Here is an 18,358-nt window from a genome sequence, read left to right on the forward strand (position 1 = left end):
TTCCAGAACCCTCCAAGCTGTGGGGACTCAGAGCATTTCGCTCACACTGCGAGCAGATTGCGGATCTCGTCCCAGGCGCGCGCGCCGAGCTCGCGATCGGCCGCCTCGGTGCCGCCGCGCGCCATCCGCTGGCCGGCCGACTTCGGCTCCTCCCCCGGCAGCACCGGCCGATGCCCGGCCTCCGGCCCGACCAGAAGACGGGTCGGACGCTCACCGCGCCGGCGGACGATCTCCTCCGCGAACTCCACAGCCGGCCACACCTGGTCGTCCCCGCCGGCGATCAGCAGTACTTCGCCGATCTGCTCCACCGGGATCCGTGTCTCTTCGGCCGCGCCGAGAAGGCTTTGGCGGTACAGACCGGTGTAGCTCGGCGGGTCCTCGTCTGCCTTCCAATCCTGGTCGAACGGCACGAACGGCAGCGGCGCGCCCCGCCAGGTCCACGCCGACCGCTGGCTCCCGTCTTCCAGGACCCGGCCCCAGACGTAAGCGCTCGGGGCGAACGCGACGACCGAGTCCACCCGCTCGTCGAGCGCACCCAGCAGCAGCGCAGCCTCGGCACCCCACGAGCTGCCCATCACGACCAGCCGGTCGTTGCGAGCCGCCAACTCGTCGAGTGGGAACGACTCCAGCGGCACCTCGTGCGTGACGGTCCACCGCGGCGCGAGTACGTCGTACCCCTCCGCCTCGAGCAGACGGGCGCGCTGGACGTCCGGCGCACCACTCGAACCGTGCAGGAGCAGTACGCCGGTCATGGGGCCTCCCGGTCTGGACTGAGGAGCGGAGGGAGCGAAGCGACCGGAGCGACGAGGGAAGACCGGGAGTTACAGCCACATGACCCGCCGCGACGGAGTCGCGGCATTCAATACAGGCTCAACCGACTACTACCTCGACCCGCTGGAACTCCTTGAGCTCCGTGTAGCCGGTGGTCGCCATCGCGCGCTTGAGGGCGCCGACCAGGTTCATCGTGCCGTCCGGGACCCAGGACGGGCCGAACAGGATCTGCTCCATCGTGCCGGTGACGCCGACCTCGACCCGCTCGCCGCGCGGCAGGTCCTGGTGCCAGGCCTCGGCGCCCCAATGGAACCCGCCACCGGGTGCATCGCTCGCCCTCGCCAGCGGCGAACCGACCATCACCGCGTCCGCACCGCAGGCGACCGCCTTCGCCACGTCGCCGGACCGCCCGACCGAGCCGTCCGCGATGACGTGCACGTACCGGCCGCCGGACTCGTCCATGTAGTCCCGCCGCGCCGCGGCCACGTCAGCCACCGCACTCGCCATCGGCACGGCAACACCGAGCACCTTGCGAGTCGTGTGCGCCGCGCCGCCGCCGAAGCCGACGAGCACGCCGGCCGCACCGGTCCGCATCAGGTGCAACGCAGCCTGGTGCGTCGCGCAGCCGCCGACGATCACCGGTACGTCGAGGTCGTAGATGAACTGCTTGAGGTTGAGCGGCTCTGCCTGCCCGGACACGTGCTCGGCGGACACCGTCGTACCGCGGATGACGAACAGGTCGACGCCCGCGTCCACGACGTGCTTCGCGAACTGCTTGGTCCGCTGCGGCGACAGCGCACCGGCCACGGTCACGCCCGAGTCGCGGATCTCCTGCACCCGCTGGGAGATCAGCTCGGGCTTGATCGGCGCCGCGTAGATCTCCTGCAGCCGGTGCGTGGCCTGCTTCTGATCGAGGCTGGTGATCTCCTCGAGCAGGCTGGTCGGGTCTTCGTAGCGCGTCCAGAGACCTTCGAGGTTCAGTACGCCGAGACCGCCGGCCTTGCCGATCGCGATCGCGGTGGCCGGCGACATCACCGAGTCCATCGGCGCGGCCAGGATCGGCAGCTCGAACCGGTACGCGTCGATCTGCCAGGCGACCGAGACCTCCTCGGGGTCCCGCGTCCGGCGCGACGGCACGATCGCGATGTCGTCGAACGCGTACGCCTGCCGCCCACGCTTGGCACGGCCGATCTCGATCTCGGTCATCTGGTTCCTAACGGGTTGCAGGCGGTTTGTCAGCGACCCGAGTAGTTCGGGGCCTCTACCGTCATCTGGATGTCGTGCGGGTGGGACTCCTGGAGGCCGGCGGAGGTGATGCGGACGAAGCGGCCGTTCTCCTGGAGCTCCGGGACCGTGCGGGCGCCGGTGTACCACATCGACTGGCGCAGGCCGCCGATCAGCTGGTGCGCGACCGCCGACAGCGGACCCCGGTAGGGGACCTGGCCCTCGACGCCCTCGGCGATCAGCTTCTCGTCCGATCCGCCGTCGTGCTGGAAGTAGCGGTCCTTCGAGTACGACTTGCGCAGGCCGCCGGACTGCATCGCGCCGAGCGAACCCATCCCGCGGTACGCCTTGAACTGCTTGCCGTTGATGAACACCAGGTCGCCCGGCGACTCCTCGCAGCCGGCCAGCAGCGAGCCCAGCATGACCGTGTCCGCGCCGGCGACGAGCGCCTTGGCGATGTCGCCGGAGTACTGCAGGCCGCCGTCGCCGATGACCGGGACCCCGGCCGGCTTGCACGCCAGCGACGCCTCGTAGATCGCGGTGACCTGCGGCACGCCGACGCCGGACACGACCCGAGTCGTACAGATGGAGCCCGGGCCGACGCCGACCTTGACGCCGTCCGCGCCCGCGTCGACCAGCGCCTGGGCGCCCACGCGGGTCGCGACGTTGCCGCCGACGATGTCCACGCCGCGGGTCGCCGGGTCGGCCTTGAGCTTGCGGATGATCTCGAGCTGCGCCTGGGAGTGACCGTGCGCGGTGTCCACGACGAGCACGTCGACACCGGCCTCGACCAGGGACATGGCCCGCTTGTAGGCCTCGCCGAAGAAGCCGATCGCGGCGGCGACCATCAGCCGGCCGCTGGCGTCCTTGGTGGACAGCGGGAACTTGTCCCGCTTGACGAAGTCCTTCAGCGTGATCAGGCCGGTCAGCTTGCCGGCCTCGTCGACCAGCGGCAGCTTCTCGACCTTGTGCTTGTGCAGCAGCGCCATCGCGTCGTCGGCCGAGATGCCCTGCTTGCCGGTGATCAGCGGTTGCTTGGTCATCACCTCGCGCACCGGGCGGGACAGGTCGTTCTCGAAGCGCATGTCACGGTTGGTCACGATGCCGACCAGCACGCCGGCGTCGTCCACGACAGGCACGCCGGAGATCCGGTACTGCGCGCAGAGCGCGTCGGCCTCGCCGATGCTGGCATCCGGGCCGATCGTGATCGGCTGGGCGATCATGCCGGACTCGGAGCGCTTGACCAGGTCGACCTGCTGGGACTGGTCCTCGATCGAGAGATTGCGGTGAAGGACGCCGAGGCCGCCCTGGCGGGCCATCGCGATCGCCATCCGGGCCTCGGTGACGGTGTCCATCGCGCTCGACATCAGCGGGATGTTCACCCAGACGTTGCGGCTGACCCGGGACCGGGTGACCGCCTCGGAGGGGATGACGTCGGACTCGTTCGGCTGCAGCAAGACGTCGTCGAAGGTGAGGCCGAGGACGGCGAACTTGTCGGGAACTCCAGCGGGTGTGATGTCCATGGGTAAAACGAGCACCTTTACACGGCGAGTACGGAGCCCCATCCTATCCGCGCGCCCACGGACCCCCGAATCGGCCGTCCACAGCACTCCGCCCGCCGCTGACGAGCGGCGGGCGGAGCGGGTGGTCGGTTACTTGTTGACCGGCGCGTTGACGACCTGCAGGATCGCCAGGACGTCGGCGTCGGCGGTGGATCCGTGGGTCCGCTCGATCGCCGCGTGCTTGCCCTCGGGGTACGCACCGGTGGAGTGCTTGCCCTTCGGGTAGGCCTTGCGGACCGAGCCCGTGGTGGTCTTCCCGCTCGAGTGCTTCCCCGTCGCCTTCTTGGCCGACGCGGTCTTCTTCACCGTCGGCGGCTTGCCTGCCACCTGCGAGTCGCCGAAGAACTGCTGCGCGCTCTCGATCGTGATCGGCCCACCGGTCGGGGTCGGCAGCACCGGCAGGACCTTCTCGAGCGCGTCCGACACGGCCTGCGGGATGTCCGGGATCTGGGTGACCTCGTCGCTCGGCTTCTGATCGTCACCCGGCGTGCTCGTGTCCGAACCGCTGGTGTCGCTCGCACCGGTCCCGTCCGCCCCGGAGCCATCGGTCTGGCCCGTGTCGCCGGTCGGCGTGGTGGTCGGCGTACCCGTCGGGTCGCCGGACGCCGTGTTGTCGCCCGTGCCGGTGTCGACGCTCGGCGGGGTCGTCGTGGTGGTGTCGGTCGGCGTCGACGGCGGGTCCGTCGGCGTACTGGTCGGCGTATCCGTCGGTGTGGACGGAGGCGGCGTCGGCGTGGTCGTCGTACCGTCCGTGCCGTCGCCGGTGGTGTCCGTCGGCGGATCCGTCTTCGTGTCGGTCGGCTTGTTGACGTTGTCCGGGTCGTCCGTCTTGATCCCCGCCGGCACCGGGATCGTCGGCTTCTCCAGGACCGCGGACGGCTTCTCCGGCACGACCGCCGACGGCGTCGTCCTGATCTCCATCGAGTTCGGGTCGAGAGCGGAGAGCGAGCCGACCTTGCCGGTCGCCTGGGCGGCGTGCTCGGCCTGGGCCTGCTTCTTGTAGTCCTTGCCGACCTTGACGATCTTGGTCTTGTCCATCACCGGCAGACCGTCGAGGTCTTCCTTCGGGAAGCTGGTCTGCGGGCGGACCGCGTCGACCATCTTCTCGATGACCTTCTCGTACGGCGAGAGCGGGTCACCGTTGACCGCCGCTGCCACCCCGGAGACCGACAAGGCGGCGACCGCGGCAACTCCGAGCGCCAGACCGCGCGTCGCCATCTTGCGGGCGAACGGGTCGGTGATCGGGTTGAGCGCGGCGCAGCGCGCCAGGAAGCTCTCCGGATCGTCGATGGTCTCCACCGGGAGCTCGTCCTCGACCTCTACCGCCAGCCGCAGATCGGCCAGCAGCGCGACGGCCAGGTCGTGCTCGCCCGCCGCACGGGCGGACTCCCCGCCGGCGGCCAGAAGATCGAGCAGTGCGTCATCAGCCTCGATCGCGTCCAAGTCGAAACGGTCAGCCATGATGCCCCTCCCCTGCTCTTCCTCGTTCCAGCTGTGCTTCATGCCCCACATACCCCCTGAGCGTGTTCAACGCCCGATGCTGTGCGACCCTCACCGCCCCCGGTGTCATCCCCAGTGCCCGGCCGGTCTCCTCGGCTGACATCCCCGCAACGACCCGAAGGCGCAGGATCTCGCGCAGTTTCTCCGGCAGCTTGTCCAGCAGGCCCATGATGTGCTGGACCTCGGACTGCCGAACCGCGCGCTCCTCCGGTGTCGGTGACTCGTCCGCGCCGTCTGGCAGGTCCGGCGTCGAAACGTCGGCCACCGCGAACGCACGCTGGGCATCGGCGACCTTGCGGGCCGCGATGCCGTAGACGAAAGCCTCGAAAGGCCTCCCCTCGTCACGGTACCGGCCCAGCGCGCCGAATACTGCGACACAAACCTCTTGTGCGACGTCGTCGACCATGTCGGCGCCGCCGGGATAGGTCCACAGACGGGACCGTACGTATCGGTGCGCCACAGCGCGCACTCTGGTGAGCAGGTCGTTGAGAGCTGTTCGGTCCCCGTCGCCGGCCAGCGCGGCAAGATCCCTAAGCTCGACCCGGTCGTGGGTGTCAGGTACTCGTACCTCGGTCACCCCTCGCCCCCTCGTGTTCAGACCGGTTCAGCCTGAAAGATGGTACGGCGCTCAACTCTTCTTGCCTAGTGGCAATTCGTGGTCACCACCGGCCACTTGATCACGATCTGTCACTACTGATGAGTTCGCCGATCTCGCTGTCGACCAGCCCGGCCGTATCGATCTCCATCCCGGCGAAATGACCCGCCAGTTCGAGCGACAGTACACCGTGTAACCGGGTCCAGAACGAGACTGCTCGGTCCGATCCGCCGGTGGCCTCGATCAGCACCGTCATGAGCTCGTCGGAGATCGCGGTGGTGTCGTCGGGCGGGTGATAGCCGGGTACGGGCGTCCCGTAGATCAGCAGGTACCGCTGCGGGTCGGCGAGCGCCCATGCGCGGATCATCCGCGCAAGTCCGATCACGTCCGCGCCACCGTCGTACGCCGATCTGACCGTGTCGGCGAGGCTGCGGTACGCGTCGCGGATCAGCGCGGCGATGAGCTCGTCGCGACTGGCGAAGTACCGGTAGAGAGCCGGCCCGCTGACCCCCATCTGTTTGGCGATCGCATTCAGGGACAGGGCGGAGACGCCGGCCTCGGCGATCTGCGTCCAGGCGTGCTGCTTCACCTCGTCACGCACCTGAGCGCGATACCGCTCCCGTGGACCACCCATAGTTAGAACATCTCACGGTGCGGCGAAGCGGATGAGCTCAGAGGCGTGCTCTCCGCCCCAGTCGATCGGCGTACGGCCGGTCTCCAGCCAGCCTGCCCGTCGATAGAGGTGTACGGCGGCGCCGCGGTTGTCGACCACCTCGAGCGAGAGCGGCCGTCCGAGGCCGGCGGCTGCGGTCACACAGTGGTCGAGCAACTGGCGGCCGATCCCCCGGCCGGTCGCCTGCGGGTCGACGAAGAGGCGCTCCACCTCAGCGTGATCACGCACCGCAGTCAGCACCACGTGCCCGACAACGCGGTCGTCGACGGTCGCCACCCAGCACCCGAGAGCGGATTCCGGTGTCAACCACCGGGCCGGGTCAGCGGGCCAGTTGATCGGGTACCCCGCTTGTTGGTGTACGTCGCGCAGCAGCTGCACGCAGACGGCAAGGTCTTCGTCACGACGCTCTCGAATCAGCACAGGCCACATACAAGCACCGCCCAGCAGGTGACCTGCCGGGCGGTGCTGTGTACTACGCGAACTGCGAGGAATCAGTGACCGTGGCCGTGGCCGTGACCGGCCGCCGCGGGCTCCTCTTCCTCGGGCTTGTCGACCACCAGCGTCTCGGTGGTCAGCAACAGCGCGGCGATCGAGCCGGCGTTGGCGAGCGCGGACCGGGTCACCTTGACTGGGTCCAGCACGCCCTGGGCCAGCAGGTCGCCGTACTCGCCGGTGGCCGCGTTGAAGCCGCTGCCGACCTCCAGGTCGGCGACCTTGGCGGTCACGACGTAGCCCTCGTAGCCACCGTTCTCGGCGATCCAGCGCAGCGGCTCGACGATCGCCTTGCGGACGATCCGGACGCCGGCGAGCTCGTCGCCCTCCAGGTCCAGGCCGTTGTCCAGCACCGCGGCGGCGTGCACGAGAGCGGAGCCGCCGCCGGCGACGATGCCCTCTTCGATCGCGGCCCGGGTCGCGGACACCGCGTCCTCGATCCGGTGCTTCTTCTCCTTGAGCTCGACCTCGGTGGCCGCGCCGACCTTGATCACGCAGACACCGCCGGCCAGCTTGGCCAGCCGCTCCTGCAGCTTCTCGCGGTCCCAGTCGGAGTCGGTGCGCTCGATCTCGGACTTGATCTGGTTGACCCGGCCCTCGATGTCGTCGGCCTTGCCGGCACCCTCGACGACGGTCGTGTTGTCCTTGGTGACCACGATGCGGCGCGCCGTACCGAGCACCTCCAGACCGACCTGGTCGAGCTTGAGGCCGACCTCCGGGGCCACGACCTGCGCGCCGGTGAGCGCGGCCAGGTCCTCCAGCATCGCCTTGCGGCGGTCACCGAAGCCCGGCGCCTTGACGGCGACCGAGGTGAAGTTGCCGCGGATCTTGTTCACCACGAGGGTGGACAGTGCCTCGGCCTCGACGTCCTCGGCGATGATCAGCAGCGTCTTGCCGGACTGCACGACCTTCTCCAGCAGCGGCAGCAGGTCCGCGATCGCGGAGATCTTGCCCTGGTGGATCAGGATGTACGGGTCCTCCAGCACCGCTTCGCCGGCCTCGGCGTCGGTGATGAAGTACGGCGAGATGTAGCCCTTGTCGAACTGCATGCCCTCGGTGAACTCGAGTTCGGTCCCGAAGGTGTTCGACTCCTCGACGGTGATCACACCGTCCTTGCCGACCTTGTCGAACGCGTCCGCGATCAGCGCACCGATCTCGCCGTCGCGGGCGGAGATGGTGGCGACGTGGGCCATGTCGCCCTTGTCGTCGACCGGCCGCGCGGTCTCGATCAGCCGCGCGGACACGGCCTCGACGGCCGCCTCGATACCGCGCTTGAGGCCCATCGGGTTGACGCCGGCGGCGACCGCCCGCAGGCCCTCGTGCACCAGTGCCTGCGCCAGCACCGTCGCGGTGGTGGTGCCGTCACCGGCGATGTCGTTGGTCTTGGTGGCGACCTCCTTGGCCAGCTGCGCACCAAGGTTCTCGAACGGGTCGTCCAGCTCGACCTCACGGGCGACGGTGACACCGTCGTTGGTGATGGTCGGGGCGCCCCACTTCTTGTCCAGGACGACGTAGCGGCCCTTCGGGCCCAGCGTCACCTTCACCGTGTTCGCGAGCTTGTCGACGCCGCGCTCAAGCGCGCGCCGGGCGTTCTCGTCGAACTCGAGGATCTTCGGCATGAAAAATCCAGTCCCTCTCTGAAATCGCTAAATCGTTGCAGGCTCGAACCATCGCCGGTCCAGCACCGACTCCGCCCCGGCGCCAGTGGGGCACCAGGGCGGTGTCGGTCAGGAACAGCGAGCGGTCGTCACTTGCTGACGACTGCGAGGATGTCGCGGGCGCCCAGGATCAGGTAGTCCTGGCCGTCGTACTTGACCTCGGTGCCGCCGTACTTGGAGTAGATGACCTTGTCGCCGACGGCGACGTCCAGCGGGACGCGGTTGCCGTTGTCGTCGATCCGGCCGGGGCCGACGGCGAGGATCTCGCCCTCCTGCGGCTTCTCCTTGGCGGTGTCCGGGATCACCAGGCCGGACTTCGTGGTCTGCTCGGCTTCGAGCGGCGCGACGAGGACGCGGTCCTCGAGCGGCTTGATCGTGACCGACACTTGCTGACCTCCACGGTCGATTTGCTTGGCTGCGTTCATGGTGGTCGCGCTCCCCTGCCGTCGCGGGGGTCAAGGGCCGGACCGCTGGCACCCTCGCATCGAGAGTGCCAACACCGAATCTAGGCCGCGATTAGCACTCGGTCAACTCGAGTGCCAAAGGATTCTCAGGCTGAGACGTAGGACCCGGTGACCATGCGGGTACAGAATGTGGTCATGGCTCTGCCCAAGCTGTCCGGCCGGACGATCGCACTCCTGGCCGCTGTCGCCGCGGTCGCGGTCGGAGCCGTGGCCGCCAACGCGTCGAAGCACGAGTCACCGGCGGCCGCTGCACCCGCGGCCGCTCCGGCGCCGAAGCCTTCGACCGACCAGAACGTCTCCCACGACGCCACCGCCGCCGAGCTGAAGGCGGCCGCTGCCCTACCGCAGTGCCGGTCCGCCCGGCTCGTCCCGGTCAACCGCAGCTGGGGCATCCCGATGCCGTCGATCTACGCCAGCACCAGCACCACCTGCAACCTCATGTACGGCGACGACCCGTACCGCGGCTCCAACCGGTACGGCGACCCGGACACCGCCATCCGGGTCCTCCAGCGCAACCTGAACTTCTGCTACGGCACCAAGCTCGCCGTCGACGGCATTTATGGCAGTAATACCCGCGCGGTGATCAAGACGGTCCAGCGCAAGCACCACCTGGTCGTGGACGGCATCTACGGCCCCAAGACCCGCTCGGCGATGAACTGGCGGCTCTACTCGATGGCAACGCGAAGCTGGAGCAGGAGCTGTTCCAGCCCCCTCTAGAGTTGCGCGGGTGACAGTCACGGCGTTGCTCGACGGGCCGGGCGCGGACGTGCTCGCGGCGGCGTGTGCGGAGTACAAGCCTGGGCGTGAGCTCCAGTTGGTCGAGAAGCTCCGGCGCCGGTACGACGCGACGCTGGTGACTACTGCTGTCACGCAAGCCGCACTGCGGCACCGGGCGGTCGCCAAGTTCGGTGCAGACGCTTCACGGATGTTCTTCACCCCGGACGGCCTCGAGCAGGCGACGCGGACCACGGTCGGCACCCATCGCGCCGTACGCCTCGCAGCCGCCATGCCGGGCGCCAGCGTGGTCGACCTGGGGTGCGGGATCGGCGGTGACCTCATCAGCGCCGCACGCGCCGGACTCCGGGTAACAGGTGTCGAGCGTGACCCCGAGACTGCAGCTACAGCCCGCGCCAACCTGGCCGCCCTCGGCCTGGCCGGTGAAGTACTAGTAGGTGAAGCCGAGTCGACCGACCTCACGCCGTACGACGTGGTGTTCGCAGACCCGGCCCGGCGCGCGGATGGTCGACGAGTGTTCGACCACAACGCCTACTCGCCGCCGTGGACGTTCGTACTTGAGCTGCTGCAGCGCACTGCCTGCGTGAAGGTAGCGCCCGGCATCCCGCACGACGCGATCCCCGCTGGTGTGGAGGCGGAGTGGATCAGCGACTCCGGCGAGGTGAAAGAGGCCGCCCTGTGGTCCGGCCAGCTCTACGGGGGTACGCCGCGCCGCGCGACGCTCCTGCCCAGCGAGGCCACTGTCTCGGACGCACCGGAGGCGGAGGTCGGTCCGGTCGGTCAGTACATCTACGAGCCCGATGGTGCGGTTGTACGAGCCGGCCTGGTCACTGCGGTCGCCGCAGCAGTGGACGGCTGGCTGCTGGATCCACGCATCGCTTACGTCACCGCAGCGGAGTACGTCGCGACTCCGCTCGCTTCGGCGTACGAGGTGGTTGAAGAGCTGCCCTACAAGGAGAAGGCGCTGCGCTCGTGGGTTCGTAGCCAGGACATCGGGACGCTGGAGATCAAGAAGCGCGGCGTGGACCTGGACCCAGCCCAACTGCGGAAGAAGCTCGCCCCGAAGGGCTCGGCGTCGGCGACGCTGATCATCACGCGCATCGGCCGGGACGCGGTCGCCTACTCCTGCCACAGACTGGTCGACCGCTATGGCCGATGACACCCAACCACTCCGTTCAGAGCTCTTTCCTTCTGCCGGCGCGCACGAGTGGGCCTCCGGCGGCACGAGCTCCGTGCAGACGCACGAGGAAGGGCATCTGGTGTACGCCGCCCGCGGCGTACTGTCCGTGCACACCGAGCGGGGTACGTCGATCGTCCCCGCCAACCGAGTCGCGTGGACGCCGGCCGGGTTCACACACCAGCACCGCGCGCACGGCGAGACCGACATGCGGATCGTGTTCCTGTCCGCCGCGCTCGCCCGGCACATCCCGGACCGCCCTGCCGTATTCCTGGCCTCCGGCCTGGCCCGCGAAATACTGCTCGCCCTCACCAGCCGTCAGCTTGACGACGCCGCTCGTGCCCGCCTCCAGCGAGTCCTCGTCGACGAGCTCCACGAAGCGACCGAGCAGCCACTCCAGCTCCCGGAGCCACGCGACGATCGCCTGCGCACGATCGCCCAGCACCTCCGCGAGAACCCGGCGGACAACACCTCACTGGCCGAGCTGGGACGCAAGGCCGGCGCAGGCGCCCGCACCCTCAGCCGCCTGTTCCGCGACGAACTCGGCATGACGTACTACGAATGGCGCACGCAGCTGCGGATCTACCACGCCCTCGTGCTGCTCGCCGACGGCCACGACACGACGTACGTCGCGCATGCCTGCGGCTGGGCGAACCCGAGCGGTTTCATCGCGGCGTTCGCCGCCGTCGTCGGAACAACTCCGGGACGCCACTTGCGTTCGACGCATATTCGAACATATGATCGATCTCGCGAGCGGGTCTCCGGGTGACAAGCCGGCGGGCGAGGTGCTGCGTCTGCTGCTGCTGTACTCACCCGGAGGCCCGCCACTAACTGCTACAGCGCGTTCAACCGTGATTCACCTGGGTGCGGGAGGCTGGCATGAGAACCGGTTGGCCGCTGACCGTTCGCCTGGGGAGCAAGCGGTGCGCGTTACCCCCGGGCCTCTGCCACCACGCTCGGTGCGAGCTATCCCGCCACGCGGAAGCGTTCCTTCACCGGCAACCGGAGCCGCGCCAGCGCAATGCCGCCGATCGCCGACGCCACCTGGGCGCCGACCTCCGGCAACTGCTCGCTGCCACCGCCACCCGGCGTCTGCCTGACGAAGTCGGCCACCAGGCGATCCCAGTCCTTCGGGCGCCGCAGCATCGCATGCCCTTCACCCGCGAGCGAATACGTCGTCACCGCCACCCCAGCCGCCCGTAGTCTCCGGGCGTACGCCGTCGTGCCGGCCGGATCGGTGATCGTGTCGTCAGTGCCGTGCACGAACGTGACGGGCGCCCTCAGCGCGACGAGCGGTTCGCCGGCAGGCAACCACGGGGCCAGTGCGAGCACACCCCCGACCCGCGGATGATCGCCGGCAGCGACAACCGCACGCCCACCCATGGAATGCCCGATCAGAAACACCTTCGAGATCACCGGCGGCAGCTCGTCCAGGACGGTCCGCAGATCAACGGCAGCGTCACCGCCGTCGTTCCATCCCCGGAAGCGATACCTCAACAACCCCACACCGGCGTCCGGTGCGGCCGAGCTCGCGACCGACGCGAAGGGCCACATCCGCAGCAGCGCGGGCCGCCACAGGTGCGGATCGGCGTGTGAATGTTCCTGCCCGCCATGCGCGAGCAACACCAGATCAGTCGCCCCTGCCGGGTGCCGGACGAGATCGACACCCGGAGACCTCACGGCTGCGTGTACAGCTCGGTCGGATCCTGCCGGATGGCCATCATCCGCCCCGGCTGCGTCTCGGTGAAGCCGTACGAACGGTAAAGCTCGTGCGCGTCGGCAGTCGCCAGCAGCACCTGCCGCAGGCCCTTCAGCTCCGGATGGTCGAGCAAGGTCGAAACGACGAACCGTCCCAGACCGTGTCCACGGTGCGACTCCAGGACGAACACATCGGCCAGCCACGCGAACGTGGCCCGGTCGGTCACCATTCGCGCGTACGCGACCATCGCTCCGTCCGCGTCGTACACCCCGAGGTTGAGGGAGCCCGCGATCGCCTTCTCCACGATGTCGCGCGGGATCCCGGCCGCCCAGTACGACGTACTCAGGAAGCCTTGCACCACGCCCGCGTCGATGCGCTCCGCGTCGTCGTCCGCCTCGAAGCCGTCCGCCCCGGTCCATCTCACTTGTTCAGCACCTCCGTGATCGGCATCGACGAGTCAGCCGGAAGATCCAGCGGCGACGGCGCCTTCCCGGCCCGGACCAGCTCCGAGCCCAGCGCGGCGACCATCGCACCGTTGTCGGTGCACAGCCCCGGTCGCGGCACCCGTACGGCGATACCTGCCGCGGAGGCGCGCTCCTCGGCCATCACCCGGAGCCGCGAGTTCGCCGCGACGCCGCCGCCGATCAGCAGGTGCTCGAAGCCGCGGTCCTTGCACGCGTCGATCGCCTTGCGGGTGAGTACGTCGCAGACCGCCTCCTGGAAGGCCGCCGCGACATGGTTCACCGGCACGTCCTCACCGTCCCGCCGCCGCGCCTCGACCCAGCGCGCGACCGCGGTCTTCAACCCGGAGAACGAGAAGTCGAACCGGTGCCGCTCGAGATCGCGCTGCGATGTCAGCCCGCGCGGGAAGGTCACGTACAACCGGTCGCCGCCGTCCCGCGCCGCTTTGTCGATGTACGGGCCACCGGGGAACGGCAGCCCGAGTACGCGCGCGACCTTGTCGAACGCCTCACCCGCTGCGTCGTCGATCGTGCTGCCCATCGGCACGACGCCGTCGGTGATGTCCTCGACCGACAGCAGCGACGAGTGCCCACCGGACACCAGCATCGCGACGCAGCCCTTCGGCAGATCACCGTGCTCCAACGTGTCGACGGCGACGTGGGCCGCCAGGTGGTTCACGCCGTACAGCGGCTTGCCGAGCGACAGCGCCAAACCCTTGGCGGCGGCGACTCCGACCAACAGCGCGCCGGCGAGCCCGGGCCCGCTGGTCACGGCGACCGCGTCGACGTCGGTCGGCTTGATGCCGGCCGTCTCGCACGCACGCCGGATCGTCGGCACCATCGCCTCGAGATGCGCGCGACTGGCCACCTCCGGTACGACGCCGCCGAACCGGGCGTGCTCCTCGACACTCGACGCGATCGCGTCGGCGAGCAGCGTCTGCCCGCGCACGATCCCGACGCCGGTCTCGTCGCACGACGTCTCGATCCCCAGGATCAGGGGCTCACTCATCGATCCTCCACCGCATGATCACCGCATCCTCGCCGTCACCGTAGTACCCACGCCGCCGGCTGATCTCCTCGAACCCGAAGCCCGCGTACAGGCCCCGCGCCGATTCATTGCTCAAGGCAACTTCTAGTAGAACCGTCCGGCCCGCACAGCGGTCCAGGGCCGCCGTCATCAGCTGGCCGCCGATCCCGGTCCGCCGCTCGTCCGGGGCCACCGCGATCCGCAGTACCTCGACCACGTCCTCGACCACCGGCGGCAGCAGCAGTACGACGTACCCGACGACAGCGCCTTCGTCCGCGACCAGGATCACCCGGTCCTCGGACAACCGCTCGAACTCGTCCGACCAGCCGACCGTACTCCAGGCCTGCGGCCCGAAGCAGAGCTCGTCCAACGCGACCAGCGCGGGTTGATCGTCCGCACGAGCCGCTCTGATCGCAGGTCTCACAGCACGCTCTTGGGCCCGGCAGACATCGTCACGTCCGGCCGGCGCAGGTACAGCGGATCCGGAGCCACAACCTCGAGCGTCCGAGTCGCCACGCCCGTCGCGAGCACCTCGGCCGACGGGTACTCCGCAACGTCGGCATCCGCCACGCCCAGCACGTCGGCGTACAGCGCTGCTCCGCGACCGATCACCGGCAGACCGGACAGCACATGCGCGACCTCGGCCGGCTTGTCGACCGCGGGTCCTTCCAGCCGACGACGGCTGCCGTCCGCGGCCGGGCCGTCGTACAGCGCCCAGTAGATCTCCTTGCGCCGCGCGTCCGTCGCAACCGCGACAGGCAGGGTCAGCGACGACTGCCGCGCGAGGATGTCCAGGCTGCAGACGCCGGAGACCTCGATGCCCAGCGCCTCACCCATCGTCCGCGCAGTCACCAGGCCGACCCGCAACCCCGTGAACGGACCAGGACCGACGCCGACTGCAATGCCAGTCAGGTCGCGCGGCGTCGCGCCCGCGGATTCCAGCGCCGCTGCGATCGCGGGCGCAAGCAACTCTCCATGGCGCAGCGCGTCCACGGTTGTCGACGAGGCAACGATCTCGCCCGTCGGGGTGGCCAGCGCGACCGTGACCGCGGCGCTCGAGGTGTCAAAGGCAAGCAACATGTCAGTTCTTCTCCAGTACAGACACCCGTACGCCGGACGCCGCCCAGCGCGAACCCACCGCCGTGATCCGCAGCGCTCGCGTCTCGTCGGTGTCGTCGTCGCCGCGGGTGATCACGATCTCGATGCGGTCCTGCGCCAACGACTCGGCGATGCCGTGGCCCCATTCGACCACCGTGACCGCATCCTCCAGACTCGCGTCCAGATCAAGGTCGTCCAGCTCGGCGAATCCACCGAGCCGGTAAGCGTCGACGTGCACCAAAGCCGGCCCGCCCGACAACGAGGGATGCACCCGCGAGATCACGAAGGTCGGCGACGTCACAGCGCCCCGCACCTTCAGTCCGGCACCGAGTCCCTGGGTGAACGTCGTCTTGCCCGCTCCCAGATCGCCGGACAGTACGAGCAGGTCGCCTGCCCGGAGCTGACCGGCCAGTTCTTCGGCGATCGCCTGCATGTCCTCGGCCGTCGGAACAGTCAGCTCGATGGGCAGAGCCTTCGCATAGATCAGGTTCTGCGCTTGCTGGTCGACCACGGAGTACCCACGGCGCCGCCAGAACTCCACGGTGTCCGGCAGCTCGACGCGCGCGATCAGGTTCACCCGGCTGAGCCCACGGCGTACGGCGACCTCCTCGGCGCAGCCGACCATCGCCGAGGCGACGCCGCGGGCCTGGCTGCGCGGGTCGACGGAGACGCGTCGCAGGTTGAGGACGTCGCCGGTCTGCTCGAACAGCATCGCGCCCACCGGGGCGCCGTCGATCAGCACCAGCAACCCGCCGTGCTCGGCAACGGCCGCGGCAACGGTGGTCGCGTTCTCGGACAGCGCCGTCGACGGCGGGTCGAGCACCCGGCGTGCAGAGAAGGCGTGGTGGATCACGGTCACGATGTCGTCGACGTGCTCGGCTGTTGCGTCGACGACGTGCAGGTCGGTCATACGTGTCCTAAGGATTGTTCGGCTCGTTCGATCATCCCAAGGAGGGCTGCGGTGAATTCACGGTGGTGCTCGATCAGGCCCAGGTGGCCGCAGTTCTTCACCTCGACGAGCTCGGCGCCGGGCACCCGCCGGACGATCTCCTCGGCGTGCGCGAACGGCGTCAGCTGATCCTTGTCGCCGCCGATCACCACGCACTCGACCTTCTGCAGCGGCTCGAGGGAGTCGAACTTGTCGTGCAGCGCGAAGATCGGGTAGAACTCCGCGATCACCTCGATCGGCGTGGCCGCGATCATCTCGTTGACGAACTCGGTGAACGCCGGCGGCACCTCGGAGCCGAACGAGTACTTCCGGGTCAGCAGGTAGCTGATGTCCGAGCCGGCCTTCCGGCTGCGCTCGACCACATCGGGGATCCGCGCCAGTGCGGCGACCGTCGGCGTCGCGAGGGACCGCGCGAGCATGCCGAGCTTGCCCGGGAAAACGATCGGTACGCCGTCCAGCCCGCCCGCGCTGGTCGAGCACAGGCCGACGCCGATCACCCGGTCGCCGAAGAGCTCCGGGTGCTGCTCGGCCAGCGCCATGATCGTCATGCCGCCCATCGAGTGACCGATCAGGATCACCGGCCCGGTCGGCGCGAACCGCTCGATGATTCCGTACAGGTCCATACCGAGCTGGTCGATGCTGACGTGCGACTTCGGCGACCGCCCGGACCGGCCGTGCGAACGCTGGTCGTAGAACACCATCGTGCCGATGCCGGCCAGGTCGCGGCGCTCGAAGTGCCAGGCGTCCATGTTCAGCCCGTAGCCGTGCGCGAAGATCACGGTCAGGTCCTCGGGCGGCAGCGGTAGCTTCCGGCCGAGTCGGCGCTTGGGCGGCGGAGCAGGTCGCCGGGATCGCTTCAGCTCGTCCACTTCGACGTACAGCTCGACGCCGTCGTCAGCGGTGAAAATGTGCGCCGTACCTCGTTGCGAGCCGAACGGCTCCGCCTCGAGTTGCTTGCGCTGACCCGATCGCCGGCCGATGACTGTGCGCTCGACCGCGACTCCGGCCGCGGCGCCGGCAGCGAGCACACCGACCGCGGCCCCGATCAGACCAGCAGTCCGCCCTGCTTTGGACATGCTGGTCTACCTTTCGGCTGGGGCGGTGGGGCGGGGAAGGAATTCAGCGCTGTCGACGTACCTGCGCGGGATCCTTGCGCCCAGGCGGGTGACGATCTCGTAGTTGATGGTGCCGGCCGCGTCGGCCCAGTCGTCCGCCGTCGGCTCGCCCGACGTACCCGGACCGAACAGCACGACCTCGTCGCCCGCGGCGGCCTCGTCGTCCTCGAGGTTGACCACGCACTGATCCATACAGATCCGGCCGACGACAGTACGGCGCCGGCCGCCCGCCTGGACCGGAGCCCCGTTCGACGCGTGCCGCGGCAGACCGTCGCCGTACCCGAGCGGGATCAGGCCGAGCGTCGACGGACGCGGCGCGGTCCAGGTCAGGCCGTACGAGACACCCGCACCGGCCGGCACGCGCTTGACCATCGCGAGCCGCGCCTTCAACGTCATTGCCGGCCTCAGCCCGAGCTCGGACGACGGCAGCGCATGCCCGAACGGCGACAGGCCGTACGTCGCGACGCCCGGCCGGACCAGGTTGAAATGCGTCTCCGGCAGCGCGAGCGTCGCACCCGAGTTCGCCAGGTGCTTGAACTCGGCGTCGATGCCGAACGACTCCGCGACCTCGACCGCCTCGGTGAACGTCGCCAGCTGGGACTCGTTCACCGGGCTCTTCGGCTCGTCGGACGACGCCAGATGCGACCAGATCCCCTTGACCTCGATCCGCCCGGCCGCCTGCTCGCGCACCGCGGCCCGGATCAACGCCGGCCACTCCTCGGGTACGGCGCCACCGCGCGACATGCCCGTGTCGATCTTGAGGTGCACGCGGGCGGGCCGGTCCGTGACGCCCGCCGCCAGCTCGTCGATCTCCCACGGAGCCCCCGCGGACAGGTCGATGCCGGCGTCGATCGCGTCGGTCAGCGGCTCGCCCGGCGTGGTCAGCCAGCAGAAGATCGGTCCGGTGTCACCGGCCTCGCGCAGCGCGAGTGCCTCCTCGAGCACCGCGGCACCGATCCAGCCCGCACCGGCCTCGCGGGCAGCACGGGCGACCTGCACCATCCCGTGCCCGTAGCCGTCGGCCTTGACCACGGTCATCACCTGCGCGCCCTCAGCACGGGCACGCAACGTGGTCACGTTGTGGCGGATCGCAGCGAGATCGACGACCGCCTCAGCGCGGACCGGACGTGACTGAGGAGTAGACATGGTTGGTCCAGT

Annotated in this window: 20 protein-coding genes; 3 read left to right on the top strand and 17 right to left on the bottom strand. The window is 69.2% G+C overall.

Translation table 11 applies throughout. The annotated features are described in order from the left end of the window. Nucleotides 1-41: 41 nt before the first annotated feature. From EV645_RS08130 to groES, 9 genes are all read right to left on the bottom strand, one after another. On the bottom strand, nucleotides 42-752 hold the full coding sequence (locus tag EV645_RS08130) for an alpha/beta fold hydrolase (protein WP_130441297.1): 711 nt from the start codon (nucleotides 750-752) through the stop codon (nucleotides 42-44). Between the two features lie 118 nt (nucleotides 753-870). Further along, nucleotides 871-1,977, bottom strand: a complete 1,107-nt coding sequence (locus tag EV645_RS08135) for a GuaB3 family IMP dehydrogenase-related protein (RefSeq protein WP_130441299.1) — start codon at nucleotides 1,975-1,977, stop codon at nucleotides 871-873. 29 nt (nucleotides 1,978-2,006) lie between these two features. Further along, entirely contained in the window at nucleotides 2,007-3,518 is a 1,512-nt protein-coding gene (gene guaB / locus EV645_RS08140; protein WP_130441301.1) for an IMP dehydrogenase, read from the bottom strand. Nucleotides 3,519-3,647: 129 nt separating this feature from the next. After that, entirely contained in the window at nucleotides 3,648-5,018 is a 1,371-nt protein-coding gene (locus tag EV645_RS08145) for a hypothetical protein (protein ID WP_130441303.1), read from the bottom strand. Beyond that, complete coding sequence (shbA, locus tag EV645_RS08150) at nucleotides 5,011-5,634, bottom strand: RNA polymerase sigma factor ShbA (RefSeq protein ID WP_130441305.1); 624 nt, start codon at nucleotides 5,632-5,634, stop codon at nucleotides 5,011-5,013. Before shbA ends, EV645_RS08145 begins: the two co-directional genes overlap by 8 nt. Nucleotides 5,635-5,734: 100 nt before the next feature. Further along, nucleotides 5,735-6,286: a TetR/AcrR family transcriptional regulator gene (locus tag EV645_RS08155; RefSeq protein ID WP_130441307.1), complete on the bottom strand. Its 552-nt coding sequence runs from the start codon at nucleotides 6,284-6,286 to the stop codon at nucleotides 5,735-5,737. A gap of 12 nt (nucleotides 6,287-6,298) precedes the next feature. Beyond that, on the bottom strand, nucleotides 6,299-6,754 hold the full coding sequence (locus tag EV645_RS08160) for a GNAT family N-acetyltransferase (RefSeq protein WP_422386620.1): 456 nt from the start codon (nucleotides 6,752-6,754) through the stop codon (nucleotides 6,299-6,301). 62 nt (nucleotides 6,755-6,816) lie between these two features. Beyond that, the gene (gene groL / locus EV645_RS08165; protein WP_130441309.1) at nucleotides 6,817-8,436 is read right to left on the bottom strand and encodes a chaperonin GroEL; all 1,620 of its coding nucleotides are present in this window, start codon (nucleotides 8,434-8,436) and stop codon (nucleotides 6,817-6,819) included. A gap of 128 nt (nucleotides 8,437-8,564) precedes the next feature. Then, a complete protein-coding gene (gene groES, locus EV645_RS08170; RefSeq protein ID WP_130384566.1) occupies nucleotides 8,565-8,861 on the bottom strand; it encodes a co-chaperone GroES in 297 nt (98 codons plus the stop codon). A 213-nt stretch (nucleotides 8,862-9,074) separates the two neighbouring features. On the opposite strand from groES, the gene EV645_RS08175 reads away from it, so the two are divergent. The 3 genes from EV645_RS08175 to EV645_RS08185 are packed head-to-tail and all read left to right on the top strand — an operon-like array spanning nucleotide 9,075 to nucleotide 11,620. Then, nucleotides 9,075-9,656, top strand: a complete 582-nt coding sequence (locus tag EV645_RS08175) for a peptidoglycan-binding domain-containing protein (RefSeq protein WP_242000270.1) — start codon at nucleotides 9,075-9,077, stop codon at nucleotides 9,654-9,656. A gap of 10 nt (nucleotides 9,657-9,666) precedes the next feature. Beyond that, nucleotides 9,667-10,833 carry a class I SAM-dependent methyltransferase gene (locus EV645_RS08180; protein WP_130441313.1) on the top strand — a complete coding sequence of 389 codons (1,167 nt, stop codon included), beginning with the start codon at nucleotides 9,667-9,669 and terminating at the stop codon, nucleotides 10,831-10,833. Beyond that, nucleotides 10,823-11,620 carry an AraC family transcriptional regulator gene (locus EV645_RS08185; RefSeq protein WP_130441315.1) on the top strand — a complete coding sequence of 266 codons (798 nt, stop codon included), beginning with the start codon at nucleotides 10,823-10,825 and terminating at the stop codon, nucleotides 11,618-11,620. Before EV645_RS08180 ends, EV645_RS08185 begins: the two co-directional genes overlap by 11 nt. 197 nt (nucleotides 11,621-11,817) lie before the next feature. Here the strand turns inward: EV645_RS08185 and EV645_RS08190 are convergent, their stop codons facing one another. The 8 genes from EV645_RS08190 to alr are packed head-to-tail and all read right to left on the bottom strand — an operon-like array spanning nucleotide 11,818 to nucleotide 18,346. Next, entirely contained in the window at nucleotides 11,818-12,531 is a 714-nt protein-coding gene (locus tag EV645_RS08190; RefSeq protein WP_130441317.1) for an alpha/beta hydrolase, read from the bottom strand. After that, entirely contained in the window at nucleotides 12,528-12,974 is a 447-nt protein-coding gene (locus EV645_RS08195) for a GNAT family N-acetyltransferase (protein ID WP_130441319.1), read from the bottom strand. Before EV645_RS08195 ends, EV645_RS08190 begins: the two co-directional genes overlap by 4 nt. Next, nucleotides 12,971-14,020 carry a tRNA (adenosine(37)-N6)-threonylcarbamoyltransferase complex transferase subunit TsaD gene (tsaD, locus tag EV645_RS08200; protein ID WP_130441321.1) on the bottom strand — a complete coding sequence of 350 codons (1,050 nt, stop codon included), beginning with the start codon at nucleotides 14,018-14,020 and terminating at the stop codon, nucleotides 12,971-12,973. The genes EV645_RS08195 and tsaD overlap by 4 nt, the downstream gene beginning before the upstream one ends. After that, nucleotides 14,013-14,462: a GNAT family N-acetyltransferase gene (locus EV645_RS08205; protein WP_130441323.1), complete on the bottom strand. Its 450-nt coding sequence runs from the start codon at nucleotides 14,460-14,462 to the stop codon at nucleotides 14,013-14,015. Before EV645_RS08205 ends, tsaD begins: the two co-directional genes overlap by 8 nt. Continuing rightward, nucleotides 14,459-15,118 carry a tRNA (adenosine(37)-N6)-threonylcarbamoyltransferase complex dimerization subunit type 1 TsaB gene (gene tsaB, locus EV645_RS08210; RefSeq protein ID WP_130441325.1) on the bottom strand — a complete coding sequence of 220 codons (660 nt, stop codon included), beginning with the start codon at nucleotides 15,116-15,118 and terminating at the stop codon, nucleotides 14,459-14,461. Before tsaB ends, EV645_RS08205 begins: the two co-directional genes overlap by 4 nt. A 1-nt stretch (nucleotide 15,119) precedes the next feature. After that, the gene (tsaE, locus tag EV645_RS08215; RefSeq protein ID WP_130441327.1) at nucleotides 15,120-16,046 is read right to left on the bottom strand and encodes a tRNA (adenosine(37)-N6)-threonylcarbamoyltransferase complex ATPase subunit type 1 TsaE; all 927 of its coding nucleotides are present in this window, start codon (nucleotides 16,044-16,046) and stop codon (nucleotides 15,120-15,122) included. Further along, nucleotides 16,043-17,161, bottom strand: coding sequence for an alpha/beta fold hydrolase (locus tag EV645_RS08220; protein WP_130441329.1), 1,119 nt, complete (start codon nucleotides 17,159-17,161; stop codon nucleotides 16,043-16,045). Before EV645_RS08220 ends, tsaE begins: the two co-directional genes overlap by 4 nt. 6 nt (nucleotides 17,162-17,167) lie before the next feature. Continuing rightward, nucleotides 17,168-18,346: an alanine racemase gene (alr, locus tag EV645_RS08225; protein WP_130441331.1), complete on the bottom strand. Its 1,179-nt coding sequence runs from the start codon at nucleotides 18,344-18,346 to the stop codon at nucleotides 17,168-17,170. Nucleotides 18,347-18,358: the final 12 nt, after the last annotated feature.

The sequence above is a fragment of the Kribbella rubisoli genome, from assembly GCF_004217145.1.
In the GTDB taxonomy this organism is placed as follows: Bacteria; Actinomycetota; Actinomycetes; order Propionibacteriales; family Kribbellaceae; genus Kribbella; species Kribbella rubisoli.